The 22,379-nt window shown below is 66.3% G+C and carries 20 protein-coding genes and 1 pseudogene; 4 read left to right on the top strand and 17 right to left on the bottom strand.

Annotation, left to right across the window (positions count from 1 at the left end; translation table 11 throughout):
• The first annotated feature begins 1 nt into the window (after position 1).
• Together N536_RS0134435 and N536_RS40330 are read left to right on the top strand one after the other, a co-directional pair.
• Positions 2 to 1,030 (top strand): zinc-binding dehydrogenase, encoded by a 1,029-nt coding sequence (locus N536_RS0134435; RefSeq protein ID WP_029117769.1) that lies wholly within the window; start codon positions 2 to 4, stop codon positions 1,028 to 1,030.
• Between the two features lie 88 nt (positions 1,031 to 1,118).
• Positions 1,119 to 2,498, top strand: a complete 1,380-nt coding sequence (locus tag N536_RS40330) for an MFS transporter (protein ID WP_081809508.1) — start codon at positions 1,119 to 1,121, stop codon at positions 2,496 to 2,498.
• Positions 2,499 to 2,523: 25 nt separating this feature from the next.
• Here N536_RS40330 and N536_RS43405 read toward each other — a convergent pair.
• A pseudogene (locus N536_RS43405) lies at positions 2,524 to 2,679 on the bottom strand (MarR family transcriptional regulator); the annotation flags it as partial.
• Between the two features lie 261 nt (positions 2,680 to 2,940).
• Here N536_RS43405 and N536_RS0134420 point away from each other — a divergent pair.
• Complete coding sequence (locus tag N536_RS0134420; RefSeq protein ID WP_029117767.1) at positions 2,941 to 3,687, top strand: FadR/GntR family transcriptional regulator; 747 nt, start codon at positions 2,941 to 2,943, stop codon at positions 3,685 to 3,687.
• Here N536_RS0134420 and N536_RS0134415 read toward each other — a convergent pair.
• From N536_RS0134415 to N536_RS0134400, 4 genes are read right to left on the bottom strand one after another with little or no spacing between them, the layout of a single operon-like run.
• Positions 3,673 to 4,551 (bottom strand): alpha/beta fold hydrolase, encoded by an 879-nt coding sequence (locus tag N536_RS0134415; RefSeq protein ID WP_029117766.1) that lies wholly within the window; start codon positions 4,549 to 4,551, stop codon positions 3,673 to 3,675. The genes N536_RS0134420 and N536_RS0134415 overlap by 15 nt on opposite strands.
• A 17-nt stretch (positions 4,552 to 4,568) precedes the next feature.
• Positions 4,569 to 5,390 (bottom strand): 3-methyl-2-oxobutanoate hydroxymethyltransferase, encoded by an 822-nt coding sequence (locus N536_RS0134410; RefSeq protein WP_029117765.1) that lies wholly within the window; start codon positions 5,388 to 5,390, stop codon positions 4,569 to 4,571.
• 11 nt (positions 5,391 to 5,401) lie between these two features.
• A complete protein-coding gene (locus N536_RS0134405; RefSeq protein WP_029117764.1) occupies positions 5,402 to 5,920 on the bottom strand; it encodes a hypothetical protein in 519 nt (172 codons plus the stop codon).
• Positions 5,917 to 7,218: a Rieske 2Fe-2S domain-containing protein gene (locus N536_RS0134400; protein WP_231514727.1), complete on the bottom strand. Its 1,302-nt coding sequence runs from the start codon at positions 7,216 to 7,218 to the stop codon at positions 5,917 to 5,919. Before N536_RS0134400 ends, N536_RS0134405 begins: the two co-directional genes overlap by 4 nt.
• Before the next feature lie 97 nt (positions 7,219 to 7,315).
• On the opposite strand from N536_RS0134400, the gene N536_RS0134395 reads away from it, so the two are divergent.
• Positions 7,316 to 8,170 (top strand): NAD(P)-dependent oxidoreductase, encoded by an 855-nt coding sequence (locus tag N536_RS0134395; RefSeq protein ID WP_081809507.1) that lies wholly within the window; start codon positions 7,316 to 7,318, stop codon positions 8,168 to 8,170.
• Positions 8,171 to 8,191: 21 nt separating this feature from the next.
• On the opposite strand, the gene N536_RS0134390 is transcribed toward N536_RS0134395, so the two are convergent.
• The 12 genes from N536_RS0134390 to N536_RS0134335 form a co-directional block, all read right to left on the bottom strand.
• Positions 8,192 to 8,935, bottom strand: coding sequence for a class II aldolase/adducin family protein (locus N536_RS0134390; RefSeq protein ID WP_029117761.1), 744 nt, complete (start codon positions 8,933 to 8,935; stop codon positions 8,192 to 8,194).
• Entirely contained in the window at positions 8,932 to 10,464 is a 1,533-nt protein-coding gene (locus N536_RS40325; protein ID WP_036438635.1) for an ethanolamine ammonia-lyase reactivating factor EutA, read from the bottom strand. The genes N536_RS0134390 and N536_RS40325 overlap by 4 nt, the downstream gene beginning before the upstream one ends.
• Positions 10,461 to 11,600, bottom strand: coding sequence for an ethanolamine ammonia lyase-activating protein (locus N536_RS0134380; RefSeq protein ID WP_029117760.1), 1,140 nt, complete (start codon positions 11,598 to 11,600; stop codon positions 10,461 to 10,463). Before N536_RS0134380 ends, N536_RS40325 begins: the two co-directional genes overlap by 4 nt.
• A 53-nt stretch (positions 11,601 to 11,653) precedes the next feature.
• The gene (locus tag N536_RS40320; RefSeq protein WP_051574976.1) at positions 11,654 to 12,931 is read right to left on the bottom strand and encodes an MFS transporter; all 1,278 of its coding nucleotides are present in this window, start codon (positions 12,929 to 12,931) and stop codon (positions 11,654 to 11,656) included.
• 8 nt (positions 12,932 to 12,939) lie between these two features.
• Positions 12,940 to 14,097 (bottom strand): ABC transporter ATP-binding protein, encoded by a 1,158-nt coding sequence (locus N536_RS0134370; protein ID WP_029117759.1) that lies wholly within the window; start codon positions 14,095 to 14,097, stop codon positions 12,940 to 12,942.
• A gap of 28 nt (positions 14,098 to 14,125) precedes the next feature.
• On the bottom strand, positions 14,126 to 15,877 hold the full coding sequence (locus N536_RS0134365; RefSeq protein ID WP_029117758.1) for an iron ABC transporter permease: 1,752 nt from the start codon (positions 15,875 to 15,877) through the stop codon (positions 14,126 to 14,128).
• A gap of 50 nt (positions 15,878 to 15,927) precedes the next feature.
• Entirely contained in the window at positions 15,928 to 17,031 is a 1,104-nt protein-coding gene (locus tag N536_RS0134360; RefSeq protein WP_029117757.1) for an ABC transporter substrate-binding protein, read from the bottom strand.
• A gap of 350 nt (positions 17,032 to 17,381) precedes the next feature.
• Positions 17,382 to 18,410, bottom strand: a complete 1,029-nt coding sequence (locus tag N536_RS40315; RefSeq protein ID WP_036438631.1) for a cupin domain-containing protein — start codon at positions 18,408 to 18,410, stop codon at positions 17,382 to 17,384.
• A 65-nt stretch (positions 18,411 to 18,475) separates the two neighbouring features.
• A complete protein-coding gene (locus tag N536_RS41030; protein WP_051574975.1) occupies positions 18,476 to 19,171 on the bottom strand; it encodes an isochorismatase family cysteine hydrolase in 696 nt (231 codons plus the stop codon).
• On the bottom strand, positions 19,168 to 20,076 hold the full coding sequence (locus N536_RS40305) for an ATP-binding protein (protein ID WP_231514726.1): 909 nt from the start codon (positions 20,074 to 20,076) through the stop codon (positions 19,168 to 19,170). Before N536_RS40305 ends, N536_RS41030 begins: the two co-directional genes overlap by 4 nt.
• Positions 20,067 to 21,134: a cupin domain-containing protein gene (locus N536_RS0134340; RefSeq protein WP_029117756.1), complete on the bottom strand. Its 1,068-nt coding sequence runs from the start codon at positions 21,132 to 21,134 to the stop codon at positions 20,067 to 20,069. Before N536_RS0134340 ends, N536_RS40305 begins: the two co-directional genes overlap by 10 nt.
• Positions 21,135 to 21,200: 66 nt before the next feature.
• On the bottom strand, positions 21,201 to 22,301 hold the full coding sequence (locus tag N536_RS0134335; protein WP_029117755.1) for an ABC transporter substrate-binding protein: 1,101 nt from the start codon (positions 22,299 to 22,301) through the stop codon (positions 21,201 to 21,203).
• Positions 22,302 to 22,379: the final 78 nt, after the last annotated feature.

The following is a 22,379-nucleotide window of genomic DNA, read 5'->3' as shown; positions in this document are numbered from 1 at the left end:
CGTGATCGCCGCCCGTCTGCACGGCGTTGGCGATCTGCGCGTCGCCGCCGAACCCGAACCCGGCCCTCCCCCGCCGGGCTGGTCACTGCTCGCCGTCACGTCGGTGGGGATCTGCGGCTCGGATCTGCACTGGTTCACCGACGGCGGGATCGGCGAGAACCGGATCGAGCACCCCGTCGTACCGGGTCACGAGTTCGCGGCCGTGGCCGTGACCGGCCCGCACGCAGGCCGCCGCGTCGCCGTCGACCCGGCCATCGCCTGTGAGACCTGCGAGTTGTGCCGCGCCGGTCACCAAAACCTCTGCCCCACTGTCCGTTTCGCCGGTCACGGAACGTTGGACGGCGCACTTCAAGAGCAGCTGGTGTGGCCGGACCACCTGCTGCACCCGCTGCCAGAAGAACTCAGCGACGACGCCGGCGCGCTGCTCGAACCGCTCGGCGTCGCGATCCACGCGGTCGGCCTCAGTCACCTGCGTCCCGGGGCCGACGCGCTCGTCGTGGGCGCCGGGCCCATCGGCGTGCTCGCGGTACAGGTGGCCCGCGCGGCCGGAGCCGGACGGGTGTTCGCCGTCGAGCCCCTCGCGCACCGCAGGGCGACGGCACTGCGCAGCGGAGCTGACGCCGCATGGTCGCCCGAGGAGGCCGTCGACGAGGTCCTCGAGGCGACCGGTGGTCTCGGTGTGGACGTCGCCGTCGAGCTGGCCGGTACCGACGGCGCCATCGATTGCGCCGTCGCCGCCACCCGGCCGGGCGCCCGCATCGCGCTCGGCGGGATCCCGTCGGAGGACCGGTCGTCGTTCCTTGCCGCCACCGCCCGACGGAAGGGGCTGACGTTCGCGATGGTCCGGCGGATGAACGACACCTACCCGCGCGCCATCGCACTCGCCTCCGACACCATCGATCTCGACGCGCTTGTCAGTGACCGGTATCCACTCGATGACTCCGCCAAGGCCTTCGCCGCGGCCGCCGAACGGCACGGGGACAAGGTCGTCGTGGCCGTTCGCGATGGTAGGGCGGCGCCGGGAGGCTAGGCCACCGGACCGCATTTAGTACGCTTGGCGTATCATCTTGATTGCAGAGCGGTACTAGTTGGGGCGGAGCATTGGGTCAGGCGGCGTGGTGAAGCGGCATCTCGCGCTGACGTTCTCGGCTCTCGGTGTTCGCGACTACCGCCGATTCGCATTTGGCCAAGCGGTCTCCGTCAGCGGCACGTGGATGCAAAAGCTCGCGCAGGCGTGGCTGGTTCTCGAGCTGACGAATTCGCCGGTACTGCTCGGCGTCACCGTCGCCATGCAACAACTACCGACCCTGTTGTTCACCACGTTGGGTGGGGCACTCGCCGATCGCTTCGACAAGCGCACGATCCTGCTCTGGACCGCAATCGGCTCGGTACTACCCGCGGTCGTCCTCGGTCTGCTCGTCCAGCTGCACGTGGTGGCGGTTTGGATCGTGATGCTGGCCGCGCTCATTCAGGGCTTCGTCGACGCGGTCGACAAGCCGGCCAGGCTCACCGTCGTCAACGACATCGCCACGCCGGAAACGCTGCCGAACGCCGTCATGCTCAACGGGATCATTCAGGACAGCGGCAAGGTCGCAGGCCCTGCGGTGGCGGGACTCCTGATTGCGTCGGTCGGCATCTCCGCGGCCTTCTTCGTGAACGCACTGTCGTACGTGCCGGTGATCGTCGCGCTGCTACTCATCAAGCCGCACCGGCCCGTCGTCCACCTCACCACCTTCAAGGCCACGGGAAATCTGACGGGCACGCTGCGCTATGTGGCGGCCAATCCAAAGCTCGCCGCGGCGCTCTCGCTGATGGCGGTGGGCGGGCTGCTGGCCTACAACTGGAACGTCTTGCTGCCTGCGTTCACGCGCGACGTGTTCGCGGGTGATGCGCGGGCAGTTGGGTTCGCCTTCACCAGTCTGGGTCTTGGCGCGGTGCTCGGCGGCCTGGCCCTGGCGGCGTTCCTACGAGCGACGCCGACTCGGTTGAGCGTGAACGGCCTGGCGTTCGCGCTGATGCTCACGCTGCTCGCCTTCGCGCCGACCCTGCCGATCGCGTACGGCGTGCTCTTCCTCGTCGGCGCCTTCAGCGTGACGTTCCGTGCTACGGCGACAACGCTTCTGCAGCTGTACGCCGACCCTCAGATGCGGGGCCGGGTGATCTCGCTGCTGGTGCTGGCCACCGCAGGCACCACACCATTCGGCGGCCCGCTCATCGGCTGGATCTGTGAACAGGCCAACCCGAGGATGGCCTGCGTGATCGGTGGGGTGGGTACGGCCTTGGCCGCGGTGGCCAGCTTGTTCTTCTTGAGGGCCAAGCAAGAGCTGGCGGTCGCCCCAGATCCGGAGGCTACGAGAGCGCGACGAGTCGTTCGAGCGACGGAAGCGCTGCCAGGATTGCCTGCCGGTCGGGTTCGGCGAGTCGGCCGACCTGGACTGCGAGGAACTCGTTCGCTCGCTGTCGCGCCGCGGCAAGCAGATCGTGGCCACGCGCGGTGACGTCCACCACGAAGCTCCGGCCGTCCTCGGGGTCGACGGTGCGTTTCAAGTAGTTCATCGCCTCCAGCTTGGATACGAGGCGAGTCACCGAGGACTTGCTGATCTGTTCGCGCCGGGCGAGCTCACCTACCCGCATGGGTCCGTGCCGCTCGATGGACGACAACGCTGACACCTGCGACATCGTCAGCTCGGTCTCGGAGTGCTTCCGCAACTTTCGCGTCAGCCGCAGACTCAAGTCCTGGAGTTTCGCCACCTCATCGGGATGGACGGCGGCCACGGACTGGCTGGGGGTAACCACGCGCCAAGGTTAGTCCGGGTGTGCAACTATCCCCAGATCCTGTCGCCGTGCGTGGCCTCGCGGTTCTGGCTGCGACGGCATCCGCCCCGCACGCCGGGAACGGTATGTCCCCGTCCCAGGGTCTAGTGGCATTATCATTGGTCCATGACGACAGAGGACACGGCGGCATCGTCGCGCGCGGCGACAGACGGCATGTTCACTCGCGTGGTCCCGGGTCGGGCGTCGGAGATGATCGTCGACCAGCTTCGGCTGTTGATCCGCGATGGGCAGCTCAAACCGGGCGACCGGTTGCCCGCCGAGCGGGAACTCGGGGAACGGTTCGGCGTCAGCCGGGTGACCGTACGGGAAGCCCTGCGCGGTCTTGAAGCCAACGGCATGGTCGCGATCAAGGTGGGAGCGCGCGGAGGGGCCTTCGTCACTGCCCCGACGAGCGCACGCGTCGGCCAGGGCATCATCGACCTCCTTTCGTTGTCGCAGCTGTCCGATCTCGAAGTCACCGAAGCACGCCAGGTTCTCGAGTTGGGCATCATCCCGCTGGTCTGCGAGAGGGCCGACGATGAGGACATCGCCGATCTGCTCAAGATCTGCGACCGCGCGGACGAAGCCCTGGCACAGGGGTCGTATCCGATGTCGCTGTCGGCCGAGTTCCACAGCCGGGTGGCGCGCGCCAGCCACAACGCCGCGATCGCCATGCTTGCCGACTCGTTTCACGGCCCCACCCTGCGATCGTTGGAGCACGTGCAGGAAGGCCATCCGGAAATGGGAATCCGAGGCAGCCGCGAACACCGTCAGTTCGTCGCGGCGATCAAGAAACGCGACGTCGAAAAGGCCACGGCGGTCATGCGTACTCATATCGGGCGCACCGCGCGTCATGCGTCAACGACTAAGTGATTCCAGAAACTCGATGACGCGGGCGGGCGCGGTCTCCGCGGTCTGCGCGGCGACCGGCACGTCCCAGAACTCCGCCGATGGCAGGCACTCGCGCAGATAGTGCGCCGCAGATGGTGCGTGGGAGCTGTCCTGTCCCGGCACGATCAGTACCGGGATATCCAGGGCCAGAAGGTCTTCCGGCTCCGCGCCGGGAACGGTGTCACGGTCGAACAGCAGCCGGCTCATCCCCGCGACGGTCGTCTGGTACCGGGACGGGTCGTACTCGACGTAGCGCACCGCGAACTCGGGGTCTGCCCGTAGCACCTCCGCCCACGGTCCCACCCTGCCGTCCTCGGAGAACCCACCGTCGATCGAAGCAACCAGTGCGGCCACGCCCGACAGTCCGTGCTCGGCCACGTACGACAGGTGGGCCTGGAATCGCTGGTGCTGCTTGATCCGGTACCGCACACCGCCGGCCGGCGAATACAGCACCGCGCCCGACACCCGATCGTGCGCCGTGGTGGCCATGACCGTGGCGATGGAGCAGCCCACGCAGGCACCCATGACGTGGGCCCGCCTGTAACCCAGGTGGTCGAGCAGGCCGATCCCCTGCGCGGCATAGTCCAGCCAACGCACCCGCTCCACCCGGCCGCCGGAGCTGCCCGACTCCCGCTTGTCGAACGTGATGCAGGTGAACCGGTTTCGCAACTGCGCCAACATCCCGGTGCGCTGGTACAAGCCGTGGGTCTCCCAGTTCGCCATCGTGGCGTTGAATCCACCCGGCGAGAACATCAGCAGCGGCGGCCCGGTTCCGACCACCGCAAAGCGGGTGGCGATACCGTCGATCACGGCCATGGATGCGCTCACCGCGGAACTGTCGCTCATCGGCGAAACCCTCCTCTTCAGGCGCGGATGCCGCCGGGGATCTGTCGAGCCGACCGCACGTCGTCGACGTAGGCCGCGATGGCGTCGAGGGCGATCTGCGCCACGTTGGCGTAGGTATCCGGTGGGTTGTCCAATGCGTCTGCGCTGTAACCGATCGCGGCGTTCGCCATCCGCATCCGGCCGTCCAGCCACGGCCCGCCGCCAAAACCGCCGAGCACCGGAATCGACACCGCCTGTGCAACGGCAGCACCCACGACCGGTCCGGAGTTGGTGAAGTTGAGCATGGTGGCGCCTGCCGCCTCGAGGCGCTTCGCCTCATTCACCAGATCGTCGAGCATCTCGGCGGGGATGGTGTCGCCGGCGGTGGGTATCGCCTTGTACGTCACTCCGTACTTCAACGAGGTCTGCGGCGTCATGCCGAACTGCGCGAACACCGGAATTCCCGCCCTCGCCACCGCGTTGACCGCATCCAGGTGCTCGGCCGCCCCGTCGAGCTTGACCATGTCGACCCCGGCCTCCTTGACCAGCCGGATCGCCGCCCGCAGTGCGGTTTTCGGACCTTGCTGCAGAGGTCCGAAGGGAAAGTCGCAACTCAGCAGCGCGCGCGTCACGCCGCGGCGCACGGCTTGGCAGACGACGATCATCTGGTCCATGGTGACTTCCAGGGGATTGGGCTGACCCCAGAGATTGATGCCGACGGTGTCACCCACCGACACCAGGTCGACTCTGGCCCGATCGACGATCCGCGCCATCTGGTAGTCCCAGGCGACCACACCGACGATCTTGCGCCCATCGCGTTTCATCGTCGCAAGATCGGTCAACTGCACCTTGTCGCTCACGTGCTGGCTCCTTACGCCCGCAGGGCACTGAGTAGGTCGACCACATCGTGTTCGTCGTCGCTGACCATCAGCACCCGCGCATGCGGCCGGATGGCGGCCACCGTCGCGCCCACCAACGCTGGGTCGCCGACGACGAGGCCTGCGGTCATGATGGCCCGGACCGTGCACGCGGCGCCGACGATCGTCGCTGCGGCGGAATTGGTTTCGGTGGTGGCGACCATGATCACGACGTCGGCGTCGTCGAGCTCGGCCAACAGGTTCGACTCGGTTCCATCGGTGGCCCTCAGCGCCACTGAATCCGATCCGCGGTCCACGACGTCGTCGACGGGCTCGGCCAGCGAGAAGAAGCGGGCGTGGCCCCATGGTTCGACGGCGATGCGGCGCACGATCGCGTCGGCCCCGTGGTCGAGTCCGAGGATGCGCGCACCTCTGCGACCGTGGATGGGCCGGTCGATGCGGTACTGCATCTCGGCCGCCGACGTGGCTCGCGCGCAGCTGCTGCCGAGAATCGGGCGGATGGTGGCGCTCATACCGACGACTGCGGTACGCCCTTGCGCACCGACAGGTCCTCGCGGCAGGCTTCGGCGAACGCCGCGTCCCGCGGGAGGACGACGGCCGCCGACCGGACGTGATGATGTGCCGGGTCCACTCCTGGCGGGGTTACTCCCTTGTCCCGCAGTGCCTCTGCGGCACGGCGGAGCTTCTGGCGGGCCTTGATGATGCCGCTGTCGGCCGACACCAGCATCTCCTTGGTGCGATCGGCGATGGGGCCCATGCTCTCCTGCAGGGACGAGTCCTGGATGGCGATACCGGTGACACCCGAATACGTCTCGCCGAGGCGCTGGGCTTCACGGTCGATCAGGTAGTCGTTGTCCTTGTTGCGCAGCGGCCGGTAGGTGCCGGGAATGTTCTCACTGTGCACGCCGTGGCCATCCTTCATCGCCTGCACTTCGGTCGCGGTCAGCGGGCGCACCGGGTGGTAGTCGAACGAGTACGCCCAACAGTTTTCGTCGTCGATCGGGATCCAGAAATGACCGTGCACAGGGTGATCGCCACGCGGGGGCACCAAGGTGAAACACGGCATCACCCATGGGGTGATCCGCCAGTAGTAGGTGTCGTCCTCGGCGTTGCGGCGGGCCCCGACGAAGAGGCCGCCGTCGGAATCGGCGACCTCGAAGTAGGGCTTGAGATCACCCATGTTGTATTCGTTGCCCTTGGTGCCCTTGAACAGCGGATCCGATTTGAGGCCGCCAGAATGCAGGAACGAGACGTGGCTCGAATCGATACCGCCTTCGAACGCCTGCAGCCAGTTGCATTCCTGCCACCGCTTCGAGGTGTAGGTCTGGTCCGGCGGAACCAGTGCGAACTCGAACTCGGGCAGCGGCGGCTGCTTCTCGGGATCTCCCATGTGCGTCCAGAGCACGTCGCCGATCTTGACCAACGGGTAGGAGGTGAGCTTGACGTGCGAGCAGAACGTGCTGTTCTCCGGCTCCGACGGGATCTCGATCGCCTGGCCCGTGACGTCGTACTTCCAGCCGTGATATGGGCAGCGCAGGCCCGATCCCTCGTTGCGGCCGAACCACAGCGATGCGCCACGATGCGCGCAGAACTCGTCCATCAGCCCGTACCGGCCGTCACTGTCCCGGAAGGCGATCATTCGTTCGCCCAACAGTTTCACCCGCACCGGCGGACAATCGTTCTCCGGTAGCTCCTCGGCCAGCATCGCCGGGATCCAGTACTGCCGGAACAACTCTCCCATCGGCGTACCCGGACCCGTACGGGTCAACAGCTCGTTGATGTCTGCCCTCAGCACTATGCGCCCTCTCACCGTCCCTGACACCTGCGTGGGGAAACCTACCACCACAATAAACTAATTGTAATACCATTGGCGCTACACAGCCAAGCCCCAACGGAAGGTGTGGACCATGATCGGAGTCGTCGGCGTCGGCGAGATGGGCCTGCCCATGGCCGGCCACATCCTGGACCATGGCTTCGACGTCATCGCCTACGACGTCGACCCGCAACGCCTCAGCGCCGCGGCTGCCAACGGCGCGAAAGCCGCTTCGGGATTGGCCGAAATGGCCGACCTCGCCGAGATGTTCGTGGTGTGCCTGCGCACCGACGAGCAGATGGCCGCAGTCACCGAAGAACTGGTCGCGCACGGGAGGCCGGGACTGCTCGTCATCGTCGCGGGCACCCACAGCCTGGAATTCATGCGGCGTTTGGCGACCCTCGTACGGCCGTCGGGCTTGCGACTCATCGATGCCCCGGTGGTGTTCGGCGCGCTCGGCGCCAAGGAGGGAAACCTGTTGTCGCTGTGCGGCGGAGAGGCCGAAGACGTCGAACGTGCCCGCCCGGTGCTGCTCAGCTACAGCCGCGGTGTCGAGCACGTCGGTCCTCTTGGCGCAGGCCAACTCGCGAAGACCTGCAACAACCTGCTGCATTGGATTCACAGCGTGGCCAACTTCGAGACGCTGGCCATCGCCAAGCGCTTCGGCGTCGATCCACAGCGCATGCGCGAGGTGCTGCTCAACTGCCCCGGCGACAACGGCACACTGCGCCGGTGGGATTCCACGAAGTTCACCTGGCAGGAGAAGGACATGGATTTCGTGATCGCGCTCGCCCAGGACGGCGGCCTGGTGCTGCCGCTCACCGGGCAGGTCGATCAGCTCATCAAGACCATGACGGCCGAGGACGTGGCGGCGCTGCTCTATCAGCCTGAGTGCAGCTACCTGGGCCGGAGGATCGTCCCGCTGGCCGCCGCCGAGGGTGGCCTGTGACGCCGATCGAATTGCATTGTCCTACAACGCTAGTCCGGCCAGTTGCAGGCGGCCGAGATAATGCCGCCAGCGCGACAGGTCATTGAACGACGAACCGAGATCGGGCAACTCCCGTCGGTCGCGGTCCGACAGCTCCGGTGGGTGTGCGCCGAGCATCGCGACCTCGGCGGCGATCCGGGACAGCTCGGCCAGGTCCAGCGCGCGCAGGGTGGCCTGTGGCACTGTCTCCCCCACACTCACCAGTCCATGACCGCGCAGTATGCACACATCGCCGTCGCCGATGGCCTCGGCCAGCTCCCGACCCAACTCCGGTGTGCGCACCAACACCGGCCGCGGATATACCGGCACACCCCGCTGGGCCAGACGTGACGCCGGAATGTTGTAGGCGCCGAACACCTCCCGCAGCTCGATCCCGGCCAGATCACAGACCAGCAGATCGCGCGGGTGCACATGCACGACGGCGTTGACGTCGGGGCGCGACCGATACAGCTCGGTGTGGATGTGCGATTCGTTGGGGACCGAATATCCGTCGCCCGGGTCGCTGGCGTCGTCGCGGTCGATCACGCGGACGTCCTCGACCGCGGTGAACAGCAGGCCGCGATCCTCGGTTCCTCGGCACCGCAACAGGATCCGGTCGGAGTCGATCCGCACGCTGACATGCCCGAGGACGTCGGCCACCAGACCCTGATGCGCCAGCATCCGGCATGCGAGCGCGACGGTTTCGCGCAGGCCGGTCAGCCCCGGCGTTTCGGCCACCGCGGTCATGCCATCGCCGCCGCCGGGCTGGGATCGGCAGCGGTATGCGCGCCGAAGACCAACGACTTGATGGTGACGGGCACCGTGTTTGACGGATACCGGACCCGGCCCAGGTCGACGAAATCGAAGTCGCGCAGGTCGAGTCCGTCGAGGATGAGCAGGTCATTGGTGATCGCGAGTTCGTCGCGCAGGATGGTGCCGAGGGTGAGGGCGATGTCGCGGTCGATCATCAGATAGATCGTGCGCCCGTCCGCGACCCGCTGCCGCAGACCGCCGACGATGCCCTCGGCGAAGGCCCGCAGCCGCCGGTAGCTGGGCGATCCGGTCCAGTTCAGCGCCAACGCAATATCGCGGAGTCCCTCGTCGGACCCGAAGGTGACGAGGTGCCGCTCTATCGCCGCGGCGATCTCCGCCGGATCGACCACCTCGGTCAGCACGTAGTGCGGCCGGGCCACCTGCACGTTGCGCCGCGGCAGTGTGGTCTCGGGTGTCGGGATGAAGCTGGTGATGCCGCTGAGTTGGACGGTGTATTCGGAGGCGCCCAGGACGGTCGCCCTGATCCGTTGGGCCGCGGGCAGCAGCGGTGCAGGCAGCCGCCCGGCTTCGATTCGGGCGGCGATCTCGGTACCGAGCCGACGGCCCAGATCACCGAAGTCCCGGGTTTCGGCGCCATAGATGTATTCGGCGACACCACCGGAGAAGATCACGCCGTCGACAGCGCCGGGCGTTGGGATGGGGTCGGTGAGGAACAGGTGGTCGGCGGCGGGCGCACCGTGCATTGCGGCGACGATCGAGTCGGCCATGTGGGCCGCGATACGGTCGAGATCAGTGCCGCCGACATGGCTCCCGAGTTCCAGAGCGAGGCCGACCGCCGCGGCATGCCTACGGCCCCCCGGCTCGATCCGGCTGACGGCGCCGTCGGCGACGGCGATCAGTCGTCCGCCGACGTGCAACGCGGCCGTCGAGAGGACTCTGCCGTTTTCGATCAGCGCGAGTTTCGTTGTTCCGCCGCCGATGTCGACGTTGAGCACCCGGGTTCCGGTGTCGTGCGACGCCAGCACGGCACCGGAGCCATAGGCCGCCAGCATCGCCTCCATGTGATGGCCTGCGGTCGCGCACACCAGGTCGCCGGCCCGCTGGGAAACCACGGAGGCGATGCGATCGGCGTTGCGGCGCCGCAGAGCTTCCCCGGTCAGGATGACCACACCGGTGTCGACGTCTTCGGGCCTGCACCCGGCGTCGGCGTACGCCGTGTCCAGCAGGTGCCCCAAGGCGACGGCGTCGATATGCAGGTCGGCGGCGAACGGGGTCAAGGCGACCTCGGACTCGAACAGCGTCTCCCGGCCGACCACGACGTACCTGCTCGTCAAATCCTCACCGCGGCGCCGCAGGTGCAACCGCGAGAAGGCCACCTGGGTGCCCGAGCTACCGATGTCGATCCCGACGCTGCGCAGGGTGACGTTGTCCCGCTGCCAGATCGGGTTCTCCTCCAGCGGTAGCTCGGGCTCGCCGTGCTCGTGGTCGGGGTCGTAGCTCATCTCGGCGACGGCACCGGTTCGTCCCGCTTAGGTGGCAGGTCGGCGAGTTCGGAGGCGTAGGCCTCGTCCATCTTCGGCGCCAGGCCGTTCTCGGCCAGCGCCTTGGCGAAGGTCTCCCGGATCACCGGTGATTCATCGGCGTAGTCGATCTGGTCACCGCCGATGCGCCTGCTGATCCATGCCTTGGGCACGCCTTGGGCGTTGCGGATGGAGACCACCTCGTGTTTGAACGCGAGGTAGCGGGCGGGTTCTGAGCCGGTGTTGAAGTGCTGGTGGAACCACATGTTGGGCGGCACGATCAGGGTGCCGGGCTGCCATTCGTAACGGCGCGGCTCCTCACCCTCCGGCCACATCAAACTGAACCCTTCGCCGGTCAGGATGATCACGTGGGCGCCGGGACCGTGCCGGTGGCCCTTCTTGTAGGTGCCGGGCGAGAACTGCGAAATATGGCTGTTCATCGAGCCTTTGGCCATCGAGAACCGGATGTGACCGCCGCCCGCGCCGCGTTCCTTGGCCGGGACCAACGGCAGATCGACGGTGCTGGCCACGAAGTTGGTCCTCAGGAGCAGTCCGTCCTGCTCGTCCTTGGGCGCGAAGTAGTCGGGCTCACCGGCGAACCGACCCGCGAAGTCGTGGGCGGTGTTGAAGACGAACTCCGCCTCGTCGTAGAGGTTGAGGACGGGCGGCATGTTGGTCGATGACACGAAGCGGGCCGCCTGGGTGCCAGATCCATTGAAGTGTTGATGCCAGGTGTTGAGCGGGATGGCGAACATCGCCCCCGGTCCCCATTCGAAGGTGACCTTCTGGCCGGCGTCGTTCCACACCGACGTCGACCCGTGTCCCGAGAGCACGAGGATCATCTCTTCGAACAATTGTCGTTGTGGCGTCAGCTCCTTACCCGCGGGGATCTCGCACACGTAGCAGTCATTCGAGGTTCTGGAGGCTTCGTGGTTGATGAACACGCCGCGTCCACCGCGCCGGGCCCAAGGCTTCAGCTCGACGGTGTTGAGATCCGGCACGTAGTGGGCGCCAATGATGTCGAGGCCCTCACCGCGGACCCATCGCACGTAGGGCGAGTCCTTCTCGGTGGCGAACTTCTTCGCCAGGTCGTCTGAAACGAGTGCATCCGTGGCCATGTGCATCCTCCGTCGAACAATTTGAACTAATGGTATTACCAATCGGGGTGGTGTCAACACTTGCCCGAAGACTTGTCGGCCTGCTCGGATCGAACCTCCTCGGCCTGGGTTTCGTCGTCCCCGACGCCGCGATATCCCCGCACCGGGTTGGGGTGGAAGACGAAACCGCACGCGTAGGCGGACGCAAGGACGCCGCCCATGGTCAGGGCCGTCACCGGGCCGAGAACGCCTGCCACCGCACCGATCAGCGTGTCGCCGAGCGCGGGCCCACCCCGCGAGGACATCTGGTAGATCGCCGACACCCTGCCCCTCAGCTCGTCGGGCGTCTCCAATTGCACGGCGGCATGGCGGATGGTGGTCGCCATCGCGTCGAACGCACCGATCAGGCAGCCGGCCAGCACCGCGATCACGAACAGATGAGCCTGGGCCAGGGCGACGTTCGAAAGGCCGTAGAGCACGGTGGACGTCAGCAGTACCCGGCCGAGGCGTTCGGTACGGCCGACCACTCGGAACACCGTGTAGGTCGCCAGCAGTGCGCCGGCGGACGGCGCCGCCGACAACAGCCCATAGCCCTGCGGGCCTACGTGAAACACGGTGGCGCACAAGGCCGGCAGCACCACCCGGTACGCGCCGAACAGCGTCGCCGACAGGTCCAGCGACATCAGCATCCAGATGATCCTGCGCTGCCGGACGAAATGCGCACCGTCGACCAGTTGTCGCCAGACCGACGTATGTGTGCCCGCGCCGGCCAGGGGCGCGATGTGCAGTAGCTGCAGGACCACCACCAGGACGAGGTAGGTGGCAGCGTCCACCGCGTACATCAGTCCCGGCCCGGCGACGCCGATCAACACTCCGGCAAGTGCCGGTCCGGCCAGCACCGCCAGCTCCCGCGACGGGTTGATCAGCGCGAAGGCCTGCGGCAGCTGTGCGCGCGGCACCATCGCGGGGATCAGCGCTTGGCGGGCTGGCTGGTCGAATGTTGCTGCGGCAGTTGTCAATACCACCGACGCTAGAACCTGCCAGGCCGTGACGTGGCCGGTGAGCGTGGACGCCGCGAGGCCCGCGGCCACGATCATCGCCAGGGCTTGTGAGTACTGCAGCAGCCGGCGGCGGTCCCAGCGGTCGGCCAGGACGCCGCCCAGCGGGCTGAGGATCAGCAGCGCCACTGCTTGGGCCGCGCCGACCAGCCCGGTCTGGGTGACCGAGCCGGTCAGCTGATAGACGTGGTAGAGATTCGCCGCAACGGTGCCCCTGGTACCGATCTGGGAGAAGACGACACCGGCCCAGTAGAGGTTGAAGTTGCGGTTGGTCAGGACGGCTGGAACACCCATACCCGCGTTCAGTCGACGGGGACGAGGGTCAGCTTGGCCGGGTCCATCTGCATGTACACCGCAGAGCCCGGAGCATGCGAGACGTGCGGTAGGCAACGGGCCCGAATGTCCCGTTTACCCACGGCCACAACGTGATCGACGGCATCGCCAAGGAACGCGCGGGTGGTGACGTTGCCCTCCCAGACGTTCGGCGCGTTGACCGGTCGCTCGGCGGTCAACATGACGGCTTCCGGCCGGATCGACACGACCACCTCGGTGCCCGGCGGCACGTGCGCGGCGGCCTCCAGCGTCAACCGGCCTTCACGGGTCTCCACGACGTGCGTGTCGCCGTCCCGACTCGCGACGGTGCCGTCGATGAAGTTCGACGTGCCGATGAACTCGGCGACGAACTTGTTCTGCGGGTTCTCGTAGATGGCGCGCGGCTTGCCCAGTTGGACCACCTCACCTTCGCGCATCACCGCGATGTGCGAGGACAGCGACAACGCCTCGATCTGATCGTGTGTCACATAGATCGACGTGATGCCGAGTTCGCGTTGCAGGCGCTTCAGCTCGAACCGCAGCGATTCCCGAAGTTTGGCGTCCAGGTTGGACAACGGCTCGTCCAGTAGCAGCAGTGACGGCTCGATCACGATGGCCCGTGCCAGGGCGAGCCGCTGCTGTTGTCCGCCAGATAGTTTCGTGGCGTGCCGGTCGGCGTACTGCAGCAGTTCCATGGTCTCCAGCACCCGTTGCACGCGTTCGGTGATCTCGCGCTTGCCGGGGCGGGAACCGCGGGGCCGGACCCGCAGCGGGAACGCCACGTTCTCGAACACCGTCATGTGCGGCCAGATCGCGTACGACTGGAACACCATGCCCAGCGCCCGCTTGTTGGCAGGTACGTTGACCCGCTTGTCGGTGCCGGGTCCCGCGGCGAACAACACGTTGCCGCCCACCGACACCACACCCGAGTCCGGCCGCTCCAGGCCCGCGATCGACCGCAGCGTCGTCGATTTCCCGCAGCCCGACGGACCCAGCAGGGTGAACAGCTCACCCGGCTCGACCTTGAAGCTGACGTCGTTGACGGCGAACACCCGTGGGGAATCGCCGTTGGTGGACGACTGTGAGCGGCCGCGACGCTTCTGTCGCTCGCCGTCGAACGACTTGACCAAGTTCCGGACTTCTAGCACGTCGGTGATCCTTTCCAGACCCGCAAAATCAATCCTGTTTAAGGCCGACCTTGGCCCCAAGTTTGTAGGCGACGGTGACGAGCACGACCAGCGTCAACACCATGACGACACCCAGCGCGGACAGCACGGTGAACTGCCCGTTCTCGAATTGCTCGAAGATGAGGATCGACAGCACTTCGTTGCCGGGGCTGTACAGCAGAATCGAGCTGGACAACTCGCGGAACGACACCACCAGGATGTAGATCCAGCCCGCGACGATGCCCGGCATCAGCAGCGGCAGCAGCACCCGTCGGAACGTCTGCCACCAGCTCGCGCCGTTGACCAACGCCGACTCCTCGAGCTCATTGGAGATCTGCTGCATCGAGGTGACCGCATAGCGCATTCCGTACGGCAGGTACCGGGTGCAGTAGGAGATCAGCAGGATGAACAGGGTGCCGTAGATAGGAATCGGGCTGCGCAGATAGACGAAGCTCAACGCCAGGCCCATCACCAGGCCGGGGACTACCAGCGGCAGGAAAGCCAAGCCGTCCAGGATCTTTCGTCCACGGATCTGGGACCGGACGACGATCCACGCCGCGACCGCCATCAATGCCATCACCAGCGTCGCCGAGGACAGACCGAGGATCAGCGAGTTCTTCAGCGCGGTCAGCGCATCGGCCATGTGGAGGAGTTGACGGTAGTTGTCCAGCGTCATGCTCGAGAAGGTGTCCTTCGACGGTGGCGCGTAGAACTTCAGCAGCGAGGTGTATAGCAGCACCAGCAGCGGCGCGATCACGGTCAGCAGGAAGTAGCCGATGATCAGGACGCCGGCCACCGGTCGCCATTTGCCGAGTTCCATTGGGCGGGGCCGGAACCCCTTGCCGGTGACGGTCTGGTAGTTCTTGCTGGCCCGTCCCGCATAGTTCGAGATCACCACGCCGATGACGGCGATCACCAACAGCCCGATGGCCAGCGCGCCCGCCGCCGAGAGGTCAGGTGGGTAGTCCCGAAGCACGAAGTAGATCCGGCTAGTGAAGACGTAGATGCCGTTCTGCAGGCCGAGAAGTGCTGGCACCTCGAAGCTTTCGAGGCTGCGCACCACCATGATCAGGATTGCGGCGACGATCGCGGGCCTGGCCAGTGGGATGGTGACCGTGCGGAACACCGTCCAGCGGCTGGCACCCGACATCAAGGCGGACTCCTCCAGCGACGGATCCATGGCCCGAAACGAGGCGACCATGAGCAGGAAGACGATCGGCGACAGCTGCAGCCCTTCGACCCAGATCATTCCCCAGATGCTGAAGACGTCGATGACCGCGCGTCCGAAGATCGGCTCGAGGTAGTGGTTAATCAGCCCGATGTCGGGGCTGCCCAACAGGATCCAGGCGATCGTGTAGAGGATGCCCGGGATCACCAGCGGGATGATCGACGCGGCGAAGAACAGCGCCTTGAACGGCACGTCGGTGCGCACGTTGAGGTACGCCAGCGTGGTGCCGAGTACGAGTGACACCGCCGCGGCCCCGACCGCGAACAGTAGCGAGTTGCCGACCAGACTGAAGATCTGGTCGTTGCCGTACGCCCGCTCGAAACCCGAGAACGTCAAACCCGCCTGGTCGAAGAACGTGCCCCAGAACAGGTAGTACAGCGGCACGATCGCCAAATAGGCGATGATCAGGGTCACCACGCCGAGCGTCAGGAACTTCGGCGTCGGGAAGAGTCGCCGCCAGCGTGGTGGCTCCGATGGTCCGGAATCCATCGACGGCTGCGGGCTGGTTGGCCGGGGCGGCGCGGTGGTTGTCATGTGATCACCTCAAGGACTGGTTCTTCTCGGGCAGGTGCGTCGGGGTCGGCTCAGCCGACCTTCTCGCTCCTCTCGAGCAACGCGTTGTAGCGATCGCTCCACTGCTTCTGTTCGGTCAACAACTTGTGGACGTCGACCGGGATGACTTCGACACCTGCCAGCGGATCCTTGAGACCGGCGGGCTCGATGGACGGTGTCAGGCCCAGGTCCACGAAGACTTGCTGTCCCTCGGTCAGCAGCCAGTCCTCGAACAACAGTGCCGCCGCGGGATGCGGCGCAGACTTCATCAGCGCCACCCCCTGGGGTCGGGCGATCACCGGCTCGACGAACGGCTGGTAGGCCACCGGGGCGCCCTTGTCGGCGCCCCGCTGCACCAGGTAGGTGTAGTTCGACGCGGCCACCGAGTACTGGCCGGCGGAGAGCAGTTCACCCATCACGGTGTGCCCCTTGACGACCTTGGCCCCGTTGGCCATGTCGGTGAACAGCGCGTCGATCTCGGCGGTGCTCTTGCCGTGCTGTTGCCAGTAGGTGTACAGCGTGAGGTACCAGTCGTAGTCGGACAGTTCCAGCGCGAGTTGGCCGTCCCACTTCGGGTCGGCGAGGTCCTCCCAGCTGGTCGGCTGACCGCCCGCAGGCACCTTGGTGGTGTTCCAGCTCGGGGCAAAGAGGTTGTAGCGGCTCGCCGTCCAGTTGTCGAACTGGCCCTCGCTGGCGACCATGTCGCGGCGCTCGCCGGTGTATGGAGCGATCAACTGTTCCTTGCCGAGCGCGGCCATCTCCAGCGCGTCGGTCTCCACCACGTCGACGCCGGCGTGGCTGGCGCTGGATTCCTGCAGGATGCGCTGCAACACCGTCTCCGATGCCGCGCGGTACAGGCTGATCTTGATGCCGGTCTGGTCCGTGAACGCCTTGGCGACGGCCGTTGCGACGTCGCTGGTCATGGATGTGTACAGCGAGAGGTCGCCCTCGGTCTTCGCGTCCTGCAGCAGCCGTTCGCGGCGGTCCTGGCCCTTGAGTGCCTCGTACTGCTCGTACTTCGAGGTGTCACCGGCGCCACCCGACCCTGCGCTCGGTGCCGTGGGCGGCGCCCCGCACGAGACGAGCGCGATGGTGATGCCGACTGCGGCGGCGAGTCGACCGGGTCGAAATGTCATGTGCCTCGGTCCTGTCTGTTCTGGGACGACGCTGGGCGTCGGATCTGGGCTGTGGACACTGTCCGAGTGACGGACCGGTGTCGATTTCTGGACTTATTGTATGACCATTCGCATGTGATTTCTATCATCATTTTGACACTCTGTGAAGAGCCTCACATGGATGGATTCGGCGAGTTCATAGGGGCATCGAAAGCCCAGAAGAGGTGCGGCATCGGCCGCCGACGAAGAGTGCGCGCACCACTCGATAATCCGTTGTTGGACAACGAACTACGGATTCTCAAGCGCAAAGATGTGCGGGTGGTGTTTCGGTCCGGCGGCCGCGGTTGCGCAGGCCGCCGGACCGAAAGTCGCTAGGCGGAGGTATGGGCCAGTTCGCTGGCCGCATCGGCCGCGCCGGAGGCCGGCTCGAAGTAGTGCACGGTGTCATAGCCGAGGTGCTTGAAGACGCGGTTCTGGGCGTTGAACAACCGCAACGGGGTGCCGTCGGCCGCAAAGATCTGGCACACGTGGTTCTGTGGGACGTACAGCGTGTCGCCCGCCTTGATGTCGTACCGCTTCGGCTCCAGGGCGATACGGGCGTAGTACTTCTCGGCGATCTCCGCCTCGACCTCCCACTGCAGCGCATACCCGCCACCGGCGAGTACGTAGTAGACCTCGTCGGCCATCTTCCAGTACTTGCCGGAATGGCCACCCGCTGCAACCTCGAGCTCGAACGCGTCGATGCTGAAGATCCGGGCGTCGGTGCGCTCGGGCGAGGAGATCATCCGCACGCGCCCCAGCGGGGTCTGCTCCCACACGGTGTCGGCAGGCCCGATGACCTTCTTGCGATCCAATACTCCCGGCGTCCAGATCTTCGACCAGTCTTCACGCGGGCCGAACGAGTCCTCGTTCTCCACCGGTCCGCTGCGACCCTGCTGGATCAGGCCCATGAACATCCAGGTGCACTTCGCCTTGACGACCAGGGCGAGCGCCTTCTCGTCGTAGGGGTTGAAGTGGCGGTGCACCGAGTCGGTGTGCACGAACACCAGGTCGTCGGTCGACCAGTCGTAGCGCTGGTCGTCGTGGATCTCGTAGCCGTTGCCCTCGAGGATGTAGAACGCCGCTTCGTTCTGGTGACCGTGGCCATGGTTGGAGGACTGCGGCGGCAGTTCGACGAAGTGCACCTGGATGGTCTGGGTCAGGAAGTCCTCGTCGCCAGGGCCGATGCGCCACCAGGTCCGCGACTGCTCACTGTCGCCCGAATGCGCCACCTTCGCGTCGTCGACCACGAAGTCGTCGTCCCTGACGCGTTCCACTTCCAGCTGCTGGCGGCGGAACTCGCCAAGGCCGTACGTTTCCGAGGTAAGTCCCCGGACGAATACGCGGCCCTTCTTGCCCATGCTGTTCTCCTTTTAGAAGTCCCTGTTATGTACAATGGTTAGACCATTGACCATGGTAAGTCAGATCACAGTCCGTGTCCAGCGGCCCCACGGCCCCGAACACCCGCATGGCGGGATCGGGAGCGCTCGGGCGTAAGTCCCATGATCACGTCGTCGACCGCACGCACATTGCACATCCGCGGAAAGACCTTGTCCATGAAGAAGTCGCGCTGCTCGCGAAAACCGTGGCAACACTCCGGGATGACGGTGATCTGGAAGTCCCGGTCCCTGGCGTCGTACGCGGTGGAGGCAATGCCGACGTGCACGGAACCGCCGACCAGCAGGATCGTGTCGATGTCGCGACTGCGCAGCGACAGTTCCAGGTGGGTGCCGCGAAAGGCCGACCACCGGTGTTTGGGCACGTCGTAGTCGCCGGGCTCGGGCGCGATCTCTGCAAGTACGGACAGGGCGGGCGAGCCCGACGCGTGCGGCGGGACGGTCGGATACGGGTTCTCCCGCCCCCACGGCCGGAACCGGTTGTCCGTGTCGGCCAGCGTGCGCGCCGCGTCAGCACCGTCGGCGCGATGGTCGGCGCGAGCGTAGAAGATCGGAATACCGACGGCACGGCACGCGTCGATCAGCCGCCGCGTCGGGCCGATCGAACCGGCCTCCTCTATGGACTCCCGATAGGCCTCGAGCATGTCGAAGACCACCAGGCCCGTCGCCCGGAAGTCGTAGTGCAGCACCGGTAATCGCCTCCGGTCCTGAATCAGTGCGGTCATCCGGTCACCCCCGTGTCCTCGGGTGCCATGGCATCGACGGCGGCCAGCAGATCGTCGGCGGTCAACAGGTTCGGATCACGGGTGGTCGCCTGGCGCAGAGCCAGCGCGGAGAGGACGAGTTTGCGGACCCGCCTCCCGTCCCAGCCTGCGCAGGCCGTCGCCAGCTTGGCGTGCAGACCGTCGTCGTCGGCCAGTGATCCGACGGCCGGCCACAGCACGGACAGCTCGAGCAGGCTGTGCCGGAGAATCTGGGCGATGGTCGCGGCGTCCGGCAGCGTCAGCTGGACCACCAGATCCGCCCGGGACAGGAACGCCTCGTCGACGGCCTCGACGAAGTTCGTCGTCGCCACGAACAGCACCCGTGGCAGATCGGCGGCGACCGCATCGATACCGGCCAACAACGCGTCGGTGGCCCGGTGGACGTCGACCGGATTGGATCCGAACGACGCCGCCGACCGGCGCACCGCGAAACTCTCCACCTCGTCGATCAGCACCACGGTGTGCGGTCGCCGGGCCGCGAGTTCGGGGATGGTGTCGGTCATCAGCAAGGCGATGTTGCGTTGACTCTCACCGAGCATCTCGCTGGGGAACGCGTGCGGGTCGATCTCGACGTAGGTGGTCGCGCCGCGCTTGGCCACCGCCCGCGCGGCCATCTGCGCCAGGCCGCGGGCCAGTGTCGTCTTGCCGGTGCCGGGCGGCCCGGCCAAGATGATCAGCCCGTGCGGCAGCCCGGCCAGCGTGGCCAGTGCAGGCCCGTGCAACAGCGTCAGCAGGGCGTGGTTGAGCAACCGTTCCTTCACCCCTGGCGGGGTGAGGATGTGGTCCCACGGCCCGTCGTGATGATCGGCGGGCAACGCGTGGATGGACAGCACACCGGGCGGCAACGCCAAGGCTGTCACGGCCACGTCGGCCTGGTGACTTCCGGCCAGTCGATGGTGCTGATGTCACCGGCCTGCGCGTCGCGGATGTGTTCGGGCGGCTCCTCGAAGAGCACCATGGGATCCATCAGCACCCGCATGGTGTCCAACAGGCTGTCGAACATGTGGATGCGGACTACCTTTGCGGTCTTCTGCGGGTCGTCGTTGAAGTGCTGGTGCCACAAGAAGTGGTCGACGACGATGAGATCGCCCTTCTTCCAAGGGTAGTCAGTGCCGCCTTCGGGTTCGGTGCCGAGATAGCTGTGCCCCCTGCCCTCCAGGACGTACAGCCAGGCCTCCCCGGCGTGCCGGTGCATGGACTGGCCTCGGCCGGGCCCGATCTCGAACATCGCCATCGAGATGCCGGAGGCCTGGTAGCCGATGGCGCGGTCCAACAGGAACGTGGTGCGGGTCCCGCGTGGCGTCGGCAGCAGCTCGAGCTCGTCCCAGTCGGTGTGCAGTCGGCCCGACCGACGGCCCTGCTGGTCGCGGGCCAGCCGCCGGACCCGCCGGGCATACGGGTCGTCACCCGGCGCCTCCACGGAATAACCTGGGCGCGAGGGCAGTTCACTGACCGGGGTGTGACCGGCGTCTTCGATCATCGACATGCCCATGGTCTCGAGCAGTGGCTCGCTGGAGAACGACATGTACCGGGTGGTGGTGTCGCCGTCGTTGCCGGAGCGGTGCCACGACCACGCTGGCAGATGCAGCGAATCGCCTGGGCCCCATTCGATTCGCTCGCCGTCGATTTCCGTCCAGCCGTGGCCTGCCACCACCAGCACCATCGCATCCCAGGAGTGCCGGTGGATGGTCGACACCACGCCGGGCTCGATTTCGTGGACGAGGGCGTCCATGGACCGGGTCGGGCGGTCGCCGTCCGCGCCCGCGTACACCCCGATGCGAGTGCCGCGGGCGGTCTCGGCCAGTTGCACGTCGTCGAGAGCGACCACGGTCTTCTGGTAGCCGCGCCACTGCTCGATGAAGTCGGCCCTGCGCTTCTTCTGCACGTGGTAGTGCGAGACCTTGGTCGTGGTGCGCGTTGCCATGTCCTGCCTTCCTGGCCGCGGTGACCCGCTGCCGTACTTCGTCGTTGGATCAGTGACCGGCCCTACTCAGGACTGGCCACCGGCGTCGGTGACGTTCTTGTAGGCGTCGCTCCACTTCTTGGCGTTGTTGAGCAACTCCTCCTCCGGAACGGAGACGGTCTCGACGCCCGCCAGCGGGTCGTCGGCGGTGGGGATCGCGCCGATCCGGTTCGCCCCGGCAATGATTTCCTGGCCGTCGGTGAGCAGGAAGTCGAGGAACAGCATCGCCGCCGCAGGGTGCTTGGCCGTCTTCATCAGCCCGGCGCCGTTGGGCCGCAGCACAACCGGCTCCACGGGCTTTCCGGCGGTCTTCCACGCCACCGGGGCGCCCTTCTCGGCCGCGTTGTCGACGGTATGCGAGTAGATCGACACAGCGGTGTCGAACTGACCGGCGGCCAGCAGCTCGCCCATGACCGTGTGACCCTTGGCGATCTTGCCGTTCGCGGCCAGGCTGCGGAAGAGGGTGTCGATGTCCGCATCGGACATTCCCTGCGACTGGTAGTAGCCGTACATCGCCGCGTACCAGTCGACGTCGCCGATCTCCAGGCCCACCCGGCCCTTCCACTGCGGACCTGTCAGATCCTTCAGTGACTTCGGCTCCGTGCCCGGCGCCACCTTGCCGGTGTTCCAGCCGACGACGAAGGCGTTGAACCGGTCGGCGGTCCAGCCGTCCTTTCGGCCCTCCGGACGGACCTTGTCCCGCAGCGCTCCCTCGTACGGGGAGAGCAGCTTCTGTTGTTGCAGCGCGTTGAGCTCACCGGCATTCGTCTCGATGATGTCGGCGCCCTGGTACTGCGCGTTGGCCTCCTGCAGCACGCGCTGCAGTACGGTCTCCGAGTTCGCCCGGTAGGTCTCGACTTTGAGGCCGTACTTGCCCTCGAACGCCTTCACGACGTCCTCGATGTCGGTGTTGGACGTGTACAGCGCCAGCTGGCCGTCCTTCTTGGCAAGGTCGAGCAGCGTCTTGGTGCGCTCATCCCCCGACAATCCGTTGATCTGTTCGTACACCTGTTGCGCCGCCGTCGACCCGGACGCCGCGGTGCCGGGGTTGCCCGCGGTCGGGTTGCCGCACGCGGCGATGGACAGCACCAGGGCGAATACGACGTAGATAGCCGAGCGTTTCGTCACCGCGTACTCCTCGTCATCCGAATGGTGAATGGACTGACCTCAGACCATTAGTGTGATTTCTATCATGCCTGCCAGCCG

The sequence above is a fragment of the Mycobacterium sp. URHB0044 genome, assembly GCF_000620625.1.
Classification (GTDB): domain Bacteria; phylum Actinomycetota; class Actinomycetes; order Mycobacteriales; family Mycobacteriaceae; genus Mycobacterium.
The sequence above is the reverse complement of the archived record's forward strand: the minus strand, read 5'-3'. Positions and strand labels throughout refer to the sequence as shown.